At 72.0% G+C, this 14,836-nt stretch carries 15 protein-coding genes; 8 read left to right on the plus strand and 7 right to left on the minus strand.

The features are described from left to right. Positions 1–172: 172 nt before the first annotated feature. From AC59HU_RS06905 to AC59HU_RS06920, 4 genes are all read right to left on the minus strand, one after another. Positions 173–1,921 (minus strand): choice-of-anchor G family protein, encoded by a 1,749-nt coding sequence (locus AC59HU_RS06905; protein WP_497222639.1) that lies wholly within the window; start codon positions 1,919–1,921, stop codon positions 173–175. Position 1,922: 1 nt separating this feature from the next. Next, entirely contained in the window at positions 1,923–2,687 is a 765-nt protein-coding gene (locus AC59HU_RS06910; protein WP_497222640.1) for a hypothetical protein, read from the minus strand. Between the two features lie 110 nt (positions 2,688–2,797). After that, positions 2,798–3,337 (minus strand): signal peptidase I, encoded by a 540-nt coding sequence (locus tag AC59HU_RS06915; RefSeq protein ID WP_497222641.1) that lies wholly within the window; start codon positions 3,335–3,337, stop codon positions 2,798–2,800. Between the two features lie 47 nt (positions 3,338–3,384). After that, positions 3,385–4,104 (minus strand): SipW-dependent-type signal peptide-containing protein, encoded by a 720-nt coding sequence (locus tag AC59HU_RS06920; protein ID WP_497222642.1) that lies wholly within the window; start codon positions 4,102–4,104, stop codon positions 3,385–3,387. Between the two features lie 439 nt (positions 4,105–4,543). Here AC59HU_RS06920 and AC59HU_RS06925 point away from each other — a divergent pair, with 439 nt between their 5' ends. The 4 genes from AC59HU_RS06925 to AC59HU_RS06940 are packed head-to-tail and all read left to right on the plus strand — an operon-like array spanning position 4,544 to position 8,854. Next, positions 4,544–7,255: a helix-turn-helix transcriptional regulator gene (locus tag AC59HU_RS06925; RefSeq protein WP_497222643.1), complete on the plus strand. Its 2,712-nt coding sequence runs from the start codon at positions 4,544–4,546 to the stop codon at positions 7,253–7,255. A gap of 40 nt (positions 7,256–7,295) precedes the next feature. Continuing rightward, positions 7,296–7,589, plus strand: a complete 294-nt coding sequence (purS, locus tag AC59HU_RS06930; protein WP_497222644.1) for a phosphoribosylformylglycinamidine synthase subunit PurS — start codon at positions 7,296–7,298, stop codon at positions 7,587–7,589. Continuing rightward, positions 7,586–8,284, plus strand: a complete 699-nt coding sequence (gene purQ / locus AC59HU_RS06935) for a phosphoribosylformylglycinamidine synthase subunit PurQ (protein WP_497222645.1) — start codon at positions 7,586–7,588, stop codon at positions 8,282–8,284. The genes purS and purQ overlap by 4 nt, the downstream gene beginning before the upstream one ends. 54 nt (positions 8,285–8,338) lie before the next feature. Further along, positions 8,339–8,854: an O-acetyl-ADP-ribose deacetylase gene (locus AC59HU_RS06940; protein WP_497222646.1), complete on the plus strand. Its 516-nt coding sequence runs from the start codon at positions 8,339–8,341 to the stop codon at positions 8,852–8,854. 10 nt (positions 8,855–8,864) lie between these two features. Here AC59HU_RS06940 and AC59HU_RS06945 read toward each other — a convergent pair whose 3' ends face one another. Further along, positions 8,865–9,794: an aldo/keto reductase gene (locus tag AC59HU_RS06945; RefSeq protein ID WP_497222647.1), complete on the minus strand. Its 930-nt coding sequence runs from the start codon at positions 9,792–9,794 to the stop codon at positions 8,865–8,867. A 78-nt stretch (positions 9,795–9,872) separates the two neighbouring features. Here AC59HU_RS06945 and AC59HU_RS06950 point away from each other — a divergent pair, with 78 nt between their 5' ends. Then, complete coding sequence (locus tag AC59HU_RS06950; protein WP_497222648.1) at positions 9,873–10,166, plus strand: hypothetical protein; 294 nt, start codon at positions 9,873–9,875, stop codon at positions 10,164–10,166. A gap of 65 nt (positions 10,167–10,231) precedes the next feature. Here the strand turns inward: AC59HU_RS06950 and AC59HU_RS06955 are convergent, their stop codons facing one another. Together AC59HU_RS06955 and AC59HU_RS06960 are read right to left on the minus strand one after the other, a co-directional pair. Beyond that, positions 10,232–10,648 (minus strand): VOC family protein, encoded by a 417-nt coding sequence (locus AC59HU_RS06955; RefSeq protein WP_497222649.1) that lies wholly within the window; start codon positions 10,646–10,648, stop codon positions 10,232–10,234. A gap of 108 nt (positions 10,649–10,756) precedes the next feature. After that, positions 10,757–11,950, minus strand: a complete 1,194-nt coding sequence (locus AC59HU_RS06960) for a MarP family serine protease (protein ID WP_497222650.1) — start codon at positions 11,948–11,950, stop codon at positions 10,757–10,759. A gap of 97 nt (positions 11,951–12,047) precedes the next feature. On the opposite strand from AC59HU_RS06960, the gene AC59HU_RS06965 reads away from it, so the two are divergent. From AC59HU_RS06965 to AC59HU_RS06975, 3 genes are all read left to right on the plus strand, one after another. Beyond that, positions 12,048–12,530, plus strand: coding sequence for a glutathione peroxidase (locus AC59HU_RS06965; protein WP_497222651.1), 483 nt, complete (start codon positions 12,048–12,050; stop codon positions 12,528–12,530). A 397-nt stretch (positions 12,531–12,927) separates the two neighbouring features. Next, on the plus strand, positions 12,928–13,827 hold the full coding sequence (locus AC59HU_RS06970) for a cell wall-binding repeat-containing protein (protein ID WP_497222652.1): 900 nt from the start codon (positions 12,928–12,930) through the stop codon (positions 13,825–13,827). 48 nt (positions 13,828–13,875) lie between these two features. Next, a complete protein-coding gene (locus AC59HU_RS06975; protein WP_497222653.1) occupies positions 13,876–14,748 on the plus strand; it encodes a putative protein N(5)-glutamine methyltransferase in 873 nt (290 codons plus the stop codon). Positions 14,749–14,836 lie beyond the last annotated feature (88 nt).

The raw sequence follows: 14,836 nt of genomic DNA on the forward strand, positions 1-14,836 counted from the left end.
GGGACATGACTCTCCTAGGACGAATGGCTCACACGGATCTGGCCATGCTAGGAGGGGAACGTGGCGAAAGAAAGACTGAACATTTCCATCAGGTTAACTTAGGATAACTGAAGGATTGTCACCCCCTCGGGGGACAAAAAGCCTATCGCCTACCTGTACCGACATGCAATCCTCACGGTGCCGTGTTCGGTCCCGCCGAGGCCGTTCCGAACGCGGCGTGCGCCACCGTCCCGCCGCTGAACGGCACGAGTCCGAGCCGCAGGGCGGTCACGAGGTACTGGGCGCTCGAGTCGCCGCTCGCCGGGATGTAGCTCGTCCCCGCGATCGGGTTCGGCTGGTCGGGCTGCACGTTCACGGCGAGCGACAGCACCTGCGGCAGCCGGCCGACGATTGTCCCCACCGCGGTGACGATCGGGGTGACCAGGCCCGCGAGCGTCGCCCCGAGTGTCGTGACCAGCGAGAGCACCGTCGTGGTGACGGCGTTGCCGAGCGGAGCCACGAGCCCGGTCGCGAGTCCGAGGATCGCGGTCGTGAGGGTCGCCACCGTGTTGCCCGCCCCGAGGATGCCCAGCAGGGTGGCGAGGAGGGTCCCGGTGACGAACTGGGGCGGGTCGACCGTGAAGGTCGCGGTTCCGTCGACGAGACCGCCGATCGTCGAGTTGAGGTGCAACCCGGTCGACACCAGCTGGATCCCGGCCACGTTGAGCCCCACCGCGAGATTCACCGACACGGTCGCCGCCCGGATCGCGTTCGTGATCGTGGTCGTCACCTGCGTCACGAAGGCGTCTAGCAGGGCGCCGACCCGCGTGACGATCGGATTGAGCACCGCCGCGTTCAGCACCAGCTCGGTGTTCGGCGGCAGATCGTTCAACCCACCGGCACCCCCCAGGATGGCGGCGAGGTCGGCGTCGATCCGGCCCGTCGCGAGATCCACCGACACGGTCCCGTCGGGGCTCGTCAGCTTCTGGGTGAGCAGGCTCGACACCGTCGTGGCGAGGTTGAGGTTGGACACCGTGACGTTCCCGGTGAGGTTCCCCACCGTGAGGCCCGGCACCAGCAGGTTGAGCTGCGCCCGGATGCGGTTCGAGAGCACGCCGTTCGTTCCGGTCAGACCGTCGAACGCCGACTGAATGGCGGGCAGGCCCGCCGAGACGCCGCTGACGAGGTCGCCGACCAGCGGACTGGTCAGCTGCACGCCGAGGCCGGCGATCCCGTAGTCGCGGGTCACCCCCGTGACCGAGCCGTCACCCCAGAGCGAGGAGCGCAGCGCCGCGCACCAGTCCAGCGACGAACTCGCGCCGACCGCACCCACCTGCGCCTTCGCATCCGTGATGCCCGTCACCGGGCCGAGGAGCGAGGTCAGGGAGATGGTCGCCGGCTGGGGCAGCTGGTCGTCGGGCGTCGAGGCCGAGACGAGCACCGCGCCCGAGTCGTTCACGAGACCGGATGCCCCCGTCGACGTACCGTAGCCCGAGACCTGCGCGTACTGGTTGACCGCACCGAGCGAGCCGATCGGGAGACCGACCTGAAGCCCGCTGAGGTTCAGCCCGGCGATCCCGCCGAGCGCGGAGATGTTCAGCGGGTTCGCGTAGGTCGAGGTCGGAGGCGCCGAGCCGAGGTTCTGCGCGTTCGTCGGGTCGACCGTCAGCGCTCCCGCGCCGTCCTGCGTCAGCGTCATGCCCGTGAGGGCGGCGACGTTGTCGAGGTTCGTGCCGAGCAGCGACCCGCTGAGGAAGCGGCCGAACCCGGTCGACGCGTATCCCTCATCGGTGCCGCAGTCGAAGGAGGAGGTGCCGACGTCGCCGTGCACCCACTCCTCGTCGGGCCAGGATGCGGTGGTCGCCCCGATCGTGGAGGGCACGAGGGCGACCGTCAGCGCGGTGGCGGTAAGGAGGCCTAGGGTGGTCGTGAGTCGTCGCATGTCAGTTGTCCTCGCCGCGTCGGATCGATCGTCTGTGCAGGCGCCCGGCGACCATTGCGAGGCCGAGCAGGCCGGCGGTCAGGGCGCCGAAGGCGAGCATCGCCGGGAAGCCGCCGTCCAGACCCGTGTTCGCGAGGGTGCCCTTGCGGGGCGTCACGGGTGTGATGGGGCGGTCGTCGATGGCGGTGGCAGTGAGTCCCACGCCCATCGTGCCGGTGAGCCCCATCAGGCTGTCGTCGGCCCGGGCCGCGGCGGAGTCCTCCACCGCGAGCGTCACGAGCAGGTGCTCGGGCGACCCCGCGGTCAGGGGTTGGAGCGTGAAGCTGGGGCTCGACGTGGCGTAGTCGTCGGCCGGCGTGGCCACGGCGATCCGCGCGTAGCCCTCCCGGCAGGTCGGGGCCGTCTGCGGGTCGGTCCAGGCGACCGAGCAGCGGTCGACCGTCATCGTGATGCCCCGGGGATGCTCGGTGACCGCGCCGTCCTTCCGCAGCTCGAGGCTGAGGGTGGCGCGCGTCGCGTCCTCGAGCCGTGCGTCCACCTGCCAGTAGGCGGGGTCACCGGGGCTGATGTCGAGGAATTTGGCAGGGTAGGGGTCGGCCGCCAGCACCAGGTGGCCGGGCGCGCCGGTCTCGGGGACGTCGACGAAGGCGGCCGTGGCCGCATCCGCCAGCACGAGCGAGCCCAGGGCCAGCGCGGCGACGGAGCCGAGGCCGATCAGCGCGGTCACGGCGCGGGAAGGCCGCCGGGCCGCTTCGGGATGGAGCATGTGATTCCCCTGTCGATGATTCTGTGCCGGTGGTGAGGCGGTGCCGGTGGTGAGACGGTTCCCGTGGTGAGGCAGTGCCGGTGGTCAGGCGTGCACGTGGTGAGCCGGTGTCAGTGCCGCGGCTTCGTGCGCCGGTCGCGGCGGGTGGGCCAGAACGCCCAGGCCGCGACGGCGGCGACGGCGACCGTGATCCCGACCATCGCGATCGGGCTCTTCAGCCAAGCGACCACCGTGCCGGCCCCCGGAACGGCGACGATCACCCGCCCCGCCTCGGCGACCACGTACTGCTCGCGGTCGGGCCGTTCGTTGTCGTCGCCCTTGAGGGTGAGCGAGCGCTGGTCGGCGCTCCCCGGCACCTCGTCGACGGCCACGATCCGGTGCGTGACCGGAGTTCCGCTCAGCGAACGGGGAATGGTCACCACGTCTCCCACCCGCAGCTCCGAGGCGGCGACGGTCTGGATGACGGCGCCGGTGCCGGTCGGCATCGTGGGAGCCATCGATCCGGTGACGAACACGATCACCGAGAGCGAGAACATCCACGACACCAGGAGCCAGACCACCGCGAGGATGCCGAAGGTTCCCACGGCCGTCACGGTCGCGTCGCGCAGCGACGGACGGTGCCGGACGGCCGTGGTCGTACTCGTGCTCATCTGTTCCCCCGCGGTGGTCTGGAGATCCGGTCGGTGCCGTCGGCGGATCAGTTCGCCTCGCCCGCGAAGTTCCAGGCCGGCGCTGCCGTCAGACCCATGTAGTCGTCGGCGTCCAAGCCGGCGGCGGGAACGAAGGGATCGGGCATCGAGACCTCGAAGCAGTAGTACTGGATGCTTCCGGCCGCGGGCGCGAGGGTCTGGGTGGCCGTGCCGCCCGCGCTTCCGAGCGCACCGTCGGCGATGACGGTCGGCGAACCGAGCCCGCCGGCGAACGCGGTGGCGTCGCAGGCCGCGATGGGTGTGGCACTCGTGGCCACCCGCACCTCGAGCGCATCGAAGAGCAGGTCGTCGGGGTCGTTGACCGCGATGCCCGCGGCCGGCACGGCCGGCTGGAGCTCGACGGTGCCGCCGAGCGAGGACGCCGTCGTGCGGAGCGACATCGCCGAGTAGACCGCGTCGCCGGGCGAGATGTCGAGGGCGTCGATCCCGAAGGTGATCTCGCCACCGGGGTTGGTGTCCTCGCTCACGAAGTCCGCGGGCACATCGAAGGGTGCCACCGTGTTCTGCTGCACCTCGAAGGTCGAGGTGCCGATGCCGGGTCCGCCGGCTCCGTCGCCGCCGAACACCCATTCGGAGTCGGTCCAGGCCGCGAGCGTCGCGCTGGCGCCGATCCCCAGCACGGCGCCGGCCGCGGCGAGAGCGAACACCTTGCGGCGGGTGCCGCCCTTGGTGCCGCTGGTCTTCTCCGTCGAAGCGTGAGATGTCATCTCGTTGTCCCCATTTCAGTCAGGTGCAGCCCGGGTCATCCAGCGGACCGCGATCCGATCGGATCTGCCTCCGCACGCTAGGGGCGGCGGGAACGCGTGCACCATGGGCGTCGACCGGCCTCGGTGGTTCCTCCGTGGTGGGGGTCTCGAGTCGTGCGGCTATCCCGGTACCGGACACCGTTGCGCGAGGCGGATCTCGGTAGTGCGGGGACGAGCGCTCGGCAGAAATCGGTAGTAGTCAACCGGGCGGGGAGCACCCGCTGAGTACCCGCCATGAGTAGATTGGAACCAGCCGCGGAGGGGGCGGACGACGCTGTACACCTTTCTCCAGGGCTTTTCGAATGTGAAGATGTGGTCGTGGGGGTCACAGATGACAGCACGGAGGGGCGGGATCCGACACGTCGGACCGGCTGAGAACTACAGGCCGAGCATGGTCGGCGTGGATGAGCGCGTCGAGGAGGTCGTCGCCCACCTGCGACGCGAGGGCAGCGTGACGCTCGCCGGAGCGCTCGGGTCGGGGAAGAGCTTCTTCGCCGCCGAGGTGGTGCGGCTGCTGCGGGCCCATCGACTCGACCCGGTGGTCGTCCGCGGCGCCACGGCCTTGACCCGGGTTCCGCTGGGTGCCCTGCGGGCGGCGGGCGACGAGCGCCTGAAGCCGCTCCTCTCCGAGCAGCCGGAGACCGGCGGCGACCCCGTGCTCATCGTCGTCGACGACGCTCAGGCGCTGGACACCTCCTCCCTGGACGCGATCGCCCGCGCCGTCTTCACCGGGTCGGCCCGCGTGCTCCTGGCGGTGGACGCCGATCCGTCGAAGGGGAACGCCCAGATCGTCGTCGACCTCTGGCTCGACGGCGCGGCCGCCCGCTTCGATCTCTCGCCGCTGGACCACGCCACCGCGGACGCCCTGATCAGCGCCTTCGTCGGTCCCGACTGCCTCGACACCGCCACCCGGGCCGCCCTGTTCACCCGCTCTCTCGGCTCCCGCCGGTTGCTGCACGAGCTCGCGCTCGACGCGGCGGCGGCCTCGGCGGCGGGGCGCGATCCCCTGGATCCGGCGCGCGAGCTGGCGCCCGGGTCGCGGCTGTCGGACGCCTTCTCGGTGACCCTCGGCGAGTGCACCGAAGAGGAGTGCCTGGCCTTGGCCGTGCTCGGCCGGCTGCGCGGGGTGGAGTACGCGACCGCCGCGCAGAACATCGATCCCGAGGTGCTGCAGTCGCTCATCCAGCGCCGCGCGATCTTCGCCGACTCGAACAACGCCCGCGGTCTGTACACCAACTCCGCCCTGGCCCGGGAGGCCGAACGCCGCGTGGCGCCGGAGAAGCTCGGGGCGGCGCTGGACGCGGTGGCGAACCGTGCGCTGGCCGCCGGCGCGCATCCGGCCGGCGACGTCGTCGACCGACTCGTGGCGAGCAAGTGGTACATCGCGAAGCCCACCGTGCCGTCGCCCGCCGAGGTCGACGCCGGCGTGCGCTGCCGGGTGCTCGCCAACGCGGCCCGCGCCGCGAACTCGCGGGGGCGCGCCGACCTCGCGCTGGCGTACGTGAACCTCGGCCGCCAGAACGACGGCTGCGCGACGCTGCACATCGAGGCCTCCCGCGCGTACGCGCGCCTGGGGCGGTGGCCCGAGGCCTACCAGGAGCTCACGGTGCACGACCCCGCGACGATGCCCGCCGCCGACCTGCGCCGGCTCATCCGCTGGTGGGGCACGCTGTCGTCGTGGATGCCCCAGGGTCGCCGACTCGACGAGATCGAGGAGTGGCTCGACGCGGCGGGCGTCACCGACCCCACGATCCGCTGCGAGGTCGACGTGCACCGCGCCGAGACGGCGTGCCTCGAGATGGACTGGTTCCACGCGGTCGAGCACGCCGCGAAGGTGCTCGCCGTGCCGGGCGCCGGGCCCCTCGCGCGAGCACGGGCCGGGGTGCTGGCCGGGTTCGCCGAATCCGAGCTGGGCCGGCTCAACGCCGGCGCCGCGAGCTTCGCGCAGGCCGAACGGGCCAATCGCGACCCGATCACCGGAAAGCCGGTCTCGCTGCTCGCGGAGCTGTCCATCCTCTGCTTCGAGTCGATGACGATCATCCTCGGCGGCGTCGCCACCCCCGGGCTGGCCGACCGGCTCCGCGCGGCGACCCTGCAGGCGGCGCAGCGCGACGACCGCACCGGGCTCGCCATGGTCGGTATCGCGGCCGGCGTGCTGCACGGGGTCGGCACCGGCGACGGGGCGCGGGCCGAGACCGAGCTCGCGGCGTCGTTGCGCCGGTTCGAACGGGTCGAGTTCGCCCTCTGGCGGCCACTGGTCGTCCACTCCCGGATCGCGGCACTGACCCAGATCGGTGAGCTGGCGGCCGCCCGGGCGTTCCTGGACGAGGTCGATCCCGGCCTGATGGCCGCGCACCGGCTCTACCGGGTCTCGGGTCTCATCGTCGAGTCGCAGTTGCGGGCCGCCGAGGGCGACCTCGCCGCCGCGGAGGAGGCGGCCTCACGGGCCCTCGCCGAGCGCGAGGCGGCAGGCGGGCTGCTGCCGGGGTCGATCGACATCAGGCGCCTGACGAACCTGGTCGCCGCACGGGCGGTGGTGCCGATGGAGACCTACGCGCCCCCCGGCATCCTCCGGGCCGACCTCCAGCCGACCTCGGGGCACCGGGCCGATCGGCGTTCGGACGTGCGCGGGCTCGCCCGGCGGGGCGGCGAGGTTCCGGATGCGGAGGAGCGGTCGACGGAGCCGGCCGGGGTGCGCCGGCGCCCCGCCGAGCGGATGTTCGGAGGCGAGTCGCGGTTCCCCGCCGGGCCCTCGGGTGGGCTCTCGGCCGGGTTCCCGGCCGGGCTCTCGGCCGGGCTGGAGCCGCGCCGCGGGCCGCAGCGGCACCGGGACGACGACTCCGACGACGGCGGTCGCGACTCGCGGGATGATTCCGCCGGTGCCGGACTCGACGAGCTGACCGACCGGGAGCACGAGGTCGCGCTCCTGGTCTCCCGGCAGCTGACGAACAAGGAGATCGCCCGGCAGCTGTTCCTCTCGGTGCGCACGGTCGAGTCGCACGTCTACACGGCGCGGGGCAAGGTGGGCGCGCGCACCCGCCGCGAGCTGGGCCGGCTGGTGGCCGAGGCCGACGGCGGCCCGACCGACAGCCGCGGCCGGCGCCTGGCGTAGAATGGCGGGGTCCGTCCCGCCCCGACCGCAGGAGCACCACGTGCCGAAGATCGTCGTCGACGTCATGCCCAAAGCCGAACTCCTCGACCCGCAGGGGAAGGCCGTCGCCGGCGCCCTGGCCCGGCTCGGTCGCTCGGAGTTCAGCTCCGTGCGAGTCGGCAAGCGCTTCGAACTGACCGTCGAGGGCGCCGTCGACGCCGAGGTGCTCGCGGCCGTTCGCGAGATCGCCGACGACCTGCTGTCGAACTCGGTGATCGAGGATGTGGTGAACATCACCGTCGTCGACGAGGCCGGCGAGCACAGCGCCGCCTCCGCATCCGGAGTGCTCGCGTGACCCGGGTCGGCGTCGTCACCTTCCCCGGCTCCCTCGACGACCGGGACGCCCAGCGCGCCGTGCGCTTCGCCGGCGCCGAGCCCGTCGCCCTCTGGCACGGCGATCACGACCTGCAGGGCGTCGACGCGATCGTGCTCCCCGGTGGCTTCAGCTACGGCGACTACCTGCGCTGCGGCGCGATCGCCTCGCACTCCCCCATCATGCGCGAGGTCGTCTCGGCCGCCGAGCGCGGTGTGCCGGTGCTCGGCATCTGCAACGGCTTCCAGATGCTGACCGAGGCGCACCTGCTGCCCGGCGGCCTGATCCGCAACGACCACGGCAGCTTCGTCTGCCGCGACCAGGTGCTCCGGGTCGAGAACGCCTCCACGGCGTGGACGAACGGGTACACGGTCGGCCAGGAGATCACGATCCCGCTGAAGAACGGCGAGGGCGGCTACATCGCCTCGGCCGAGACTCTCGCGCGGCTCGACGGCGAGGGCCTCGTGGCCTTCCGCTACGTCGGCGTCAACCCGAACGGCTCGCTCGACGACATCGCCGGCATCACGAACGCGCGCGGCAACGTGGTGGGCCTGATGCCGCATCCCGAGCACGCGGTCGAGGCCGGCTTCGGCCCCGACACCGCCGCGGCGATGCGCTCGGGAGTCGACGGGCTGACGATGTTCCGGTCGGCGCTGGAAAGTGTGCTGGCTGCCTGACGAGAATCGGTTTGACCCCTGTGCCATTTCGGGGGCGCGAGTAGGTTTCTTCGCATGAACGGTGCGGTTGAGGTTCGGGTGGCCGACATCACTACGGTGGCGGCGGATGCGGTGGTGAACGCCGCGAACAGCTCGCTGCTGGGTGGGGGCGGCGTCGACGGGGCGATCCACCGCGCGGGCGGGCCCGAGATCCTCGCCGCGTGCCGGGAGCTGCGGCGCACCGTGCTGCCGGACGGGCTTCCCGCGGGAGACGCCGTCGCCACCACCGCCGGACGACTCCCGGCGCGCTGGGTCGTGCACACCGTCGGGCCGGTGTACTCGGCCCGGGAGGACCGGTCGGCCGTGCTCGCCTCGGCCTACCGACGCTCGCTCGAGGTGGCAGGCGAGCTGGGCGCCGCATCCGTCGTCTTCCCCTCGATCAGCGCCGGGGTCTACGGCTGGCCGCATGCCGACGCCGCCCGGATCGCGATCGAGACGGTGCGGGCCGTGCCCTTCGCCGGCACGGTCGCGTTCGCGCTCACGGCGACGATGCTGCCGCACTTCGAGCGGGCTCTCGCCGAGTCGCTCTGACAGGCGCTGCTCAGGGCAGGCGGTGGCCCGCCGCCGTGAACAGGCGGTACCACTCGGGCCGGGTCAGCCGCAGGTCGGCTCCGGCCGCGGCCTCGCGCACCCGCGCGGGACTCGTCGTGCCGAGCACGACCTGGATGCCGGCCGGGTGCCGGGTGATCCAGGCCAGAGCGATCGCCGTCGGCGTCACCCCGTACGCCGCGGCGAGCTCGTCGAGCACGTCGTTCAGCTCGCCGTAGTGCTCGCGGTCGCCGAGGAACACCCCGGGGAACCGTCCGCTCTGGAACGGCGACCACGCCTGCAGCGTGATGCCCTCGACCCGGCAGTAGTCGAGCAACCCGTTGTCGCGGTCGACCGACTGCGGGTCGTCGGCCATGTTCGCCGCCACCCCCGCCGCGATCAGCGGTGCGTGCGTGATGCTCAACTGCACCTGGTCGACCACCAGGGGCTGCCGCACCGATCGCGCCAGCAGGTCGATCTGGCCCGGCGTGTGGTTCGAGACGCCGAACGCCGAGACCAGGCCCGACTCGTGCAGGGTGTCGAAGGCGGCGGCGACCTCGTCCGGCTCGACCAGCGCATCCGGCCGGTGCAGCAGCAGGAGGTCGAGGTGGTCGAGCCCGAGCGCCGCGATCGAGGCCTCGGCGCTGGAGACGATGTGCTCGGCCGAGAAGTCGAAGTAGCCCTCGCGGATGCCGACCTTCGACTGGATCATCACCTGCTCCCGCTCCGCCGGGGAGAAACGGATCGCCCCGCCGAAGCGGGCCTCACAGGCGTGCGGCGATCCGCCGTAGATGTCCGCGTGGTCGAAGACGGTGATCCCGGTGTCCCGGGCGGTGCGCACCAGCGTGCGGATCTCCTCGTCCTCGAGCTCGCCGATCCGCATCATGCCGAGGATCACGTTGGAGGCGGGGAGGTCGGTGCGCGGGAGGGTGAACTGCTTCATCCCCCGATCTTCGCAGGGTCTGGAGCCTCGAGAACGCCCGGACCGCATCCGTTAACGTTCAGACGGCATAATGCCCTCATGGCCAAGAAGACGAAGACCGCGTTGAAGGAGCTGACGAAGGCTCTCGAGAACCACGTCGAGGTGCTCAAGGACTCCAAGAGCAGCCGGAGCAAGCGCGAGCGTGCGACCGCGAAGGTGCGCGCCGCCGCCATTAACTACTCCTCGGTGCTGAACTCCCGTACCGGCAGCCAGAGCCCGTTCATCGACATCCCCGACCCCGCGCTCGACCCGACGACGGTGGCGTCGCTGAAGGCCGAGAAGGAGGCGCTCGAAGCGCGCCGGAAGGCCAAGCACTCGCGCGACGAGGGCTGAGCCCGCCGGTCGCCCGTTCCGGAGGCCGCACGCGCTGAACGCTGCCCGCCCCGGCGCCCTTCCCCTCAGACGGCGGTGCCGCCGATGTTCACGAGCCAGTGGATGCCGAACCGGTCGGTGAGCTGACCGAAGCTGTCCCCCCACGGCGCCTTCTCCAGCGGCAGCGTGATCTCGCCGCCCTCGGCGAGCGCGTCGAACCAGCCGTGCAGCGCATCCTCGTCGTCGCCGCTGAGTGAGACCGAGATGTTGTCGCCCACGGTGTACGGCATCGAGGAGGGCACGTCCGACCCCATCAGGATGAGACCCGTCGGCGTGACGAGCTGGGCGTGCATGATCAGATCGGCCTCGCCCGGCTCGGCCGGCATGTCGAACTCCGCGAAGGTGCTGCTGGTCAGCCGGCCGCCGAAGACCGATTCGTAGAACTCCATCGCCTCCTTGGCCTGGCCACGGAAACTGAGATAGGGGTTCAGGTTGATGCTCATGGCGCCTCCTCGGGCGGTCGGTCGGGGTCTCCCGTTGGCAGCACCGTAACAGAGGATGTGAACGCTGTACACATCCAGTGGCCGACCTCGGTGGTCGACCCGTACCGATCAGCCGATGCAGGCGCCCGAGGCCACCGGCTCGCTCGCCGAGAGCTGGCCCAGCACCGGGGCGATCTCGTCGAGGGTCATGGCGTAGCCGGTCTCGCCGTCGATCGTCGAGCGGGCGAAGACCACGCCGACCACGTCGCCGTTCGCGTCGAAGAGCGGGCCGCCCGAGTTGCCCGGCCGCACGATCGATCGCAGGGAGTAGATCTCGCGGGTCACCGCATCCTGTTCGTAGATGTCGCGGCCCATCGCATCCACCACCTCGCGCACGCGGGCGGAGCCCAGGGTGTAGGCGCCGTTCTCCGGGTAGCCCGCGACGGCGGCCGGGTCGCCCGCCGCCAACTCCGTGCCGAGCGGCAGCGGGTCGACGCCGAGGCCCGGCACCTCGAGCACGGCGAGGTCGCGGGCCGGGTCGAAGACCACGAGCTCGGCGGGGAGCAGTTCACCCTGGCCGCCGCGCTGCACGTAGAGCTGGGCGGATCCGGCGACGACGTGCGCGTTGGTGACGACCCGCTCGCCGGCGGCGACCCAGCCGCTGCCCTCCGAGTCCGACCCACATCCGGGGGCGGAGGAGAGGATGCGCACGACCCCGCCGGCCGCGGCGTTCACCGCGGCCGGCACGTTCGGGTCGGGCGCCGGTGCATCCTGGATCGCCTCGTCGCCGAACGCGAACACCTGCGGGAAACCGGAGTCGCCGAGGGTCGCCTCGAGCGTGCCGAGCGCGGTCGTCGCGGGCACCGGGGCGATCGCGTCGAGGGTCGCGACGACCTTCGAGGAGGCGACGAGCTGGGTGACGGGGACGAGCCCGGTGGTCTGCAGGAACCCTGCCACGAGCCAGACCACGACGGCCCAGGTGAGCAGGCCCAGGATGGCGCCGCCGAGCGAGTCGAGGCCGCGGGCGACGCGGATCACGCCGATCACCCGGCGGAGGAGGCCCGCCACGAGGCTGAGCACCGTGATCGCGAAGGCCATGCTGAGCAGCAGCACGGCGCCGGTCGCGACGGCCCGCTGCACCGGGTTTCCCCAGCCCAGACCGGCGAGCCACTCGACGATCGAGGGGGCGATCCACGAGGCGAGGAAGGCACCCGCGACGATGCCGACGAGCGAGGCGGCCGTCAGGAGCGCGCCACGGCGCCAGCCCCCGAAGACGGCGGCGACCGCGATGACGATCAAGACGATGTCGACGATGAGTTCCATGTGCCGCTCATGCTACGGAGGCCGGATCACGGCGACCTGGGAGACAGGTGTCGCGAGTAGAGTGACCCCCACCCGAACGTGATCGAAAGAGGCAGTTGTGGCCGAGAACCTGAACGACATCCCCCTGACCACCATCGACGGGAGCACGACCACCCTCGCGGAGTACGGCCCCGTCACGCTGATCGTGAACGTGGCGTCGCGCTGCGGGCTCGCGCCGCAGTACGAGAAGCTCGAGGAGCTGCAGAAGACCTACGGCGACCGCGGCTTCACGGTGCTGGGCTTCCCCAGCAACCAGTTCCTGCAGGAGCTCTCGGACACCGACAAGATCAAGGAGTACTGCTCGATGACCTGGGGCGTGACCTTCCCGATGTTTGACAAGGTCAAGGTCAACGGCAAGTCGGCCCACCCGCTCTACGCCGAGCTGACCAAGACGCCGGATGCGTCGGGCAAGGCCGGGCGGGTCAAGTGGAACTTCGAGAAGTTCGTCGTCACGCCCGCCGGCGTCCACCGCTTCCGCCCCACGGTGCAGCCCGACGACCCGGAGATCGTGGCCCTGATCGAGTCCTCCCTCCCCGCCTGACTTTTTTTCGAGCATTGCTCGATTAATCCTCACCGGTGAGCTAGCCTGAAGCTGCCTTCGGGGCCGCTGTGGCGGGGAAGGCCGATGGGGAGGTCGTCGCATGCGTGCGGAACGACGAAGTGCAGGCAGCTCGGGTGGATCGACAGGACGATCGGTACGACGGTCCGGAGGACGGTCCGGTCACCGGCGACGGTGCGCCGCGGTGTTCACGGCCGGGGTCGCCCTGGCGGTGTCGCTCGCGGCCGGCGGTGCCGCGAATGCGGATCCGGATGCGGGAGGCGCGCCTTCGCCCGGTCCCGTTCCGGCGTCAGCGCCGGCGCCTGCGCCTGCGCCTGCGCCAGCTCCCGTGCCGGAGCCTGCCCCCGCGTCACCGCCGGGTGAGCGGATCGTCGCGTCCGTGACGCGGGTGGCGGGGAGCGATCGGTACGAGGTGGCGGCGCGGACCGCTCGACTGACCAGGCCGACGGGGGCGTCGGTCGTGTACGTGGCGTCGGGCGCCAACTTCCCCGACGCACTCAGCGCCGGGCCCGCGGCGATGGCCGCCGGCGGGGCCCTCGTGCTCGTGCCGACCGACACGGTGCCGGCGTCGGTGCTCGACACGCTCCGGTTCCTCGATCCCACCAGCCTGGTGATCGTCGGCGGCCCGCTGACGGTTCCGGATGCGGTGGTCGCCCAGGTGACGGCCGCGGCCGGCCGGGCGTCGGTCACCCGCATCTCCGGCGTCGACCGCTACGCCGTCAGCCGGGCGATCGCGGCACGGGCGTTCCCGGCCGGAGCCGCGACCGCGTTCGTCGCGACCGGGACATCATTTCCGGACGCCCTCTCGGCGGGCGCCCCGGCCGGCATGGCCTTCTCGCCGCTCGTGCTCGTCAACGGCGCGCTCGGCACGGTCGACACCCCCACCTGGGACACCTTCCGCCGGCTCGGCACGTCCTCGATCGCGATCGTCGGCGGCCCCGCCTCGGTGCCGACGTCGCTCGAGAACGAACTGACCGGCGTCGCCGACGTGACCCGGCTCGCCGGCGCCGACCGCTACGCCGCCTCGGTCGCCGTCAACGACGCCCTCCTCTCCGACTTCAGCACCGTGTACCTCGCCACCGGCGCGACCTTCCCCGACGCACTTGCCGGTGGTGTGCTCGCGGGCACGCAACGGCATCCGCTCTATCTGGTGCCCGGCACCTGCATCCCGAACCCGGTGCTGCAGCGGCTGGCCGACCGGGGCACCAGTCGCGTCATCCTGCTCGGCGGCCCCGCCTCCCTCTCCCCCGCGGTGGAGGCGCTCACCCCCTGCCCCTGACGCCGACTGACAGCGGACGCTCGGGGATCGGCGGGTAGAGTGACGCCGATGAGCGACAGCGTAGAGGCGCGCACGGACGACGGCGTCCGGCAGCCTGGATTCTCCGAACGACCGGCCGGTTTCGACGGGATCGTCGCACGGCTCCGCGCGGCCGGATGCGTGTTCGCCGAGGACGAGGCGGCCCTGATCCTCGAGGCCGCCGGCGACGACCACGCCGCCCGCGAGCGCCTGGTCTCGGCGCGCGTCGCCGGCACCCCGCTCGAGCACGCCCTGGGCTGGGCCGAGTTCGCCGGGATGCGCGTGGCCGTCGGGTCGGGCGTCTTCGTCCCGCGCCGGCGCACCGAGCTGCTGGTACGACAGGCACGCGAGGTGACCGCGCCGGGCGCCGTGGTGCTCGACCTGTGCTGCGGCTCGGGTGCGGTCGGGGCCGCCCTGGCCGCCGCCGCGATCGCCCCAGCACCAGCGGCCTCGGATGCGGCGCCGGCGGCCGAGGCACTGGAGGTCTGGGCGAGCGACATCGACCCCACCGCCGTGCGGAGCGCCCGCCTCAACCTGCCGGCCGATCGGGTGCTCCAGGGCGACCTGTACGACGCGCTGCCGGAGACGCTCCGCGGCCGGATCGACGTCATCGTCGTCAACGCTCCGTACGTGCCGACCGAGGCGATCGCCACGATGCCTCCCGAGGCGCGGCTGTACGAGGCGACGATCGCGCTCGACGGCGGCGACGACGGGCTCGACGTGCAGCGCCGGGTGATCGCCGAGGCGGGCGAGTGGCTCGCGCCCGGCGGGCACCTCCTGATCGAGACCAGCGAGCTGCAGGCGGCCGAGACCGCCGCCCTGTTCGAGGCCGCGGGCTTCGCCGCCGAGACCCTCCGCGACGACGAGATCGACGCGACCGTGGTCTCCGGCACCCTCCGCTAGGTCGCACGCGAGCCCCGCCTAGCTCGTCGAGAAGTCAGAAAGACGTCCAAACCCGAGGGTTTGGACGTCTTTGCGACTTCTCGGCGCT

The organism is Herbiconiux sp. 320_LB (assembly GCF_059691755.1).

Bases quoted from the DNA above. Each gene is read 5' to 3' on its own strand.
- AC59HU_RS06905 (WP_497222639.1), bottom strand. From the start codon at position 1,921: ATGCGACGACTCACGACCACCCTAGGCCTCCTTACCGCCACCGCGCTG.
- AC59HU_RS06910 (WP_497222640.1), bottom strand. From the start codon at position 2,687: ATGCTCCATCCCGAAGCGGCCCGGCGGCCTTCCCGCGCCGTGACCGCG.
- AC59HU_RS06915 (WP_497222641.1), bottom strand. From the start codon at position 3,337: ATGAGCACGAGTACGACCACGGCCGTCCGGCACCGTCCGTCGCTGCGC.
- AC59HU_RS06920 (WP_497222642.1), bottom strand. From the start codon at position 4,104: ATGACATCTCACGCTTCGACGGAGAAGACCAGCGGCACCAAGGGCGGC.
- AC59HU_RS06940 (WP_497222646.1), top strand. From the start codon at position 8,339: ATGAACGGTGCGGTTGAGGTTCGGGTGGCCGACATCACTACGGTGGCG.
- AC59HU_RS06945 (WP_497222647.1), bottom strand. From the start codon at position 9,794: ATGAAGCAGTTCACCCTCCCGCGCACCGACCTCCCCGCCTCCAACGTG.
- AC59HU_RS06950 (WP_497222648.1), top strand. From the start codon at position 9,873: ATGGCCAAGAAGACGAAGACCGCGTTGAAGGAGCTGACGAAGGCTCTC.
- AC59HU_RS06955 (WP_497222649.1), bottom strand. From the start codon at position 10,648: ATGAGCATCAACCTGAACCCCTATCTCAGTTTCCGTGGCCAGGCCAAG.
- AC59HU_RS06960 (WP_497222650.1), bottom strand. From the start codon at position 11,950: ATGGAACTCATCGTCGACATCGTCTTGATCGTCATCGCGGTCGCCGCC.
- AC59HU_RS06975 (WP_497222653.1), top strand. From the start codon at position 13,876: ATGAGCGACAGCGTAGAGGCGCGCACGGACGACGGCGTCCGGCAGCCT.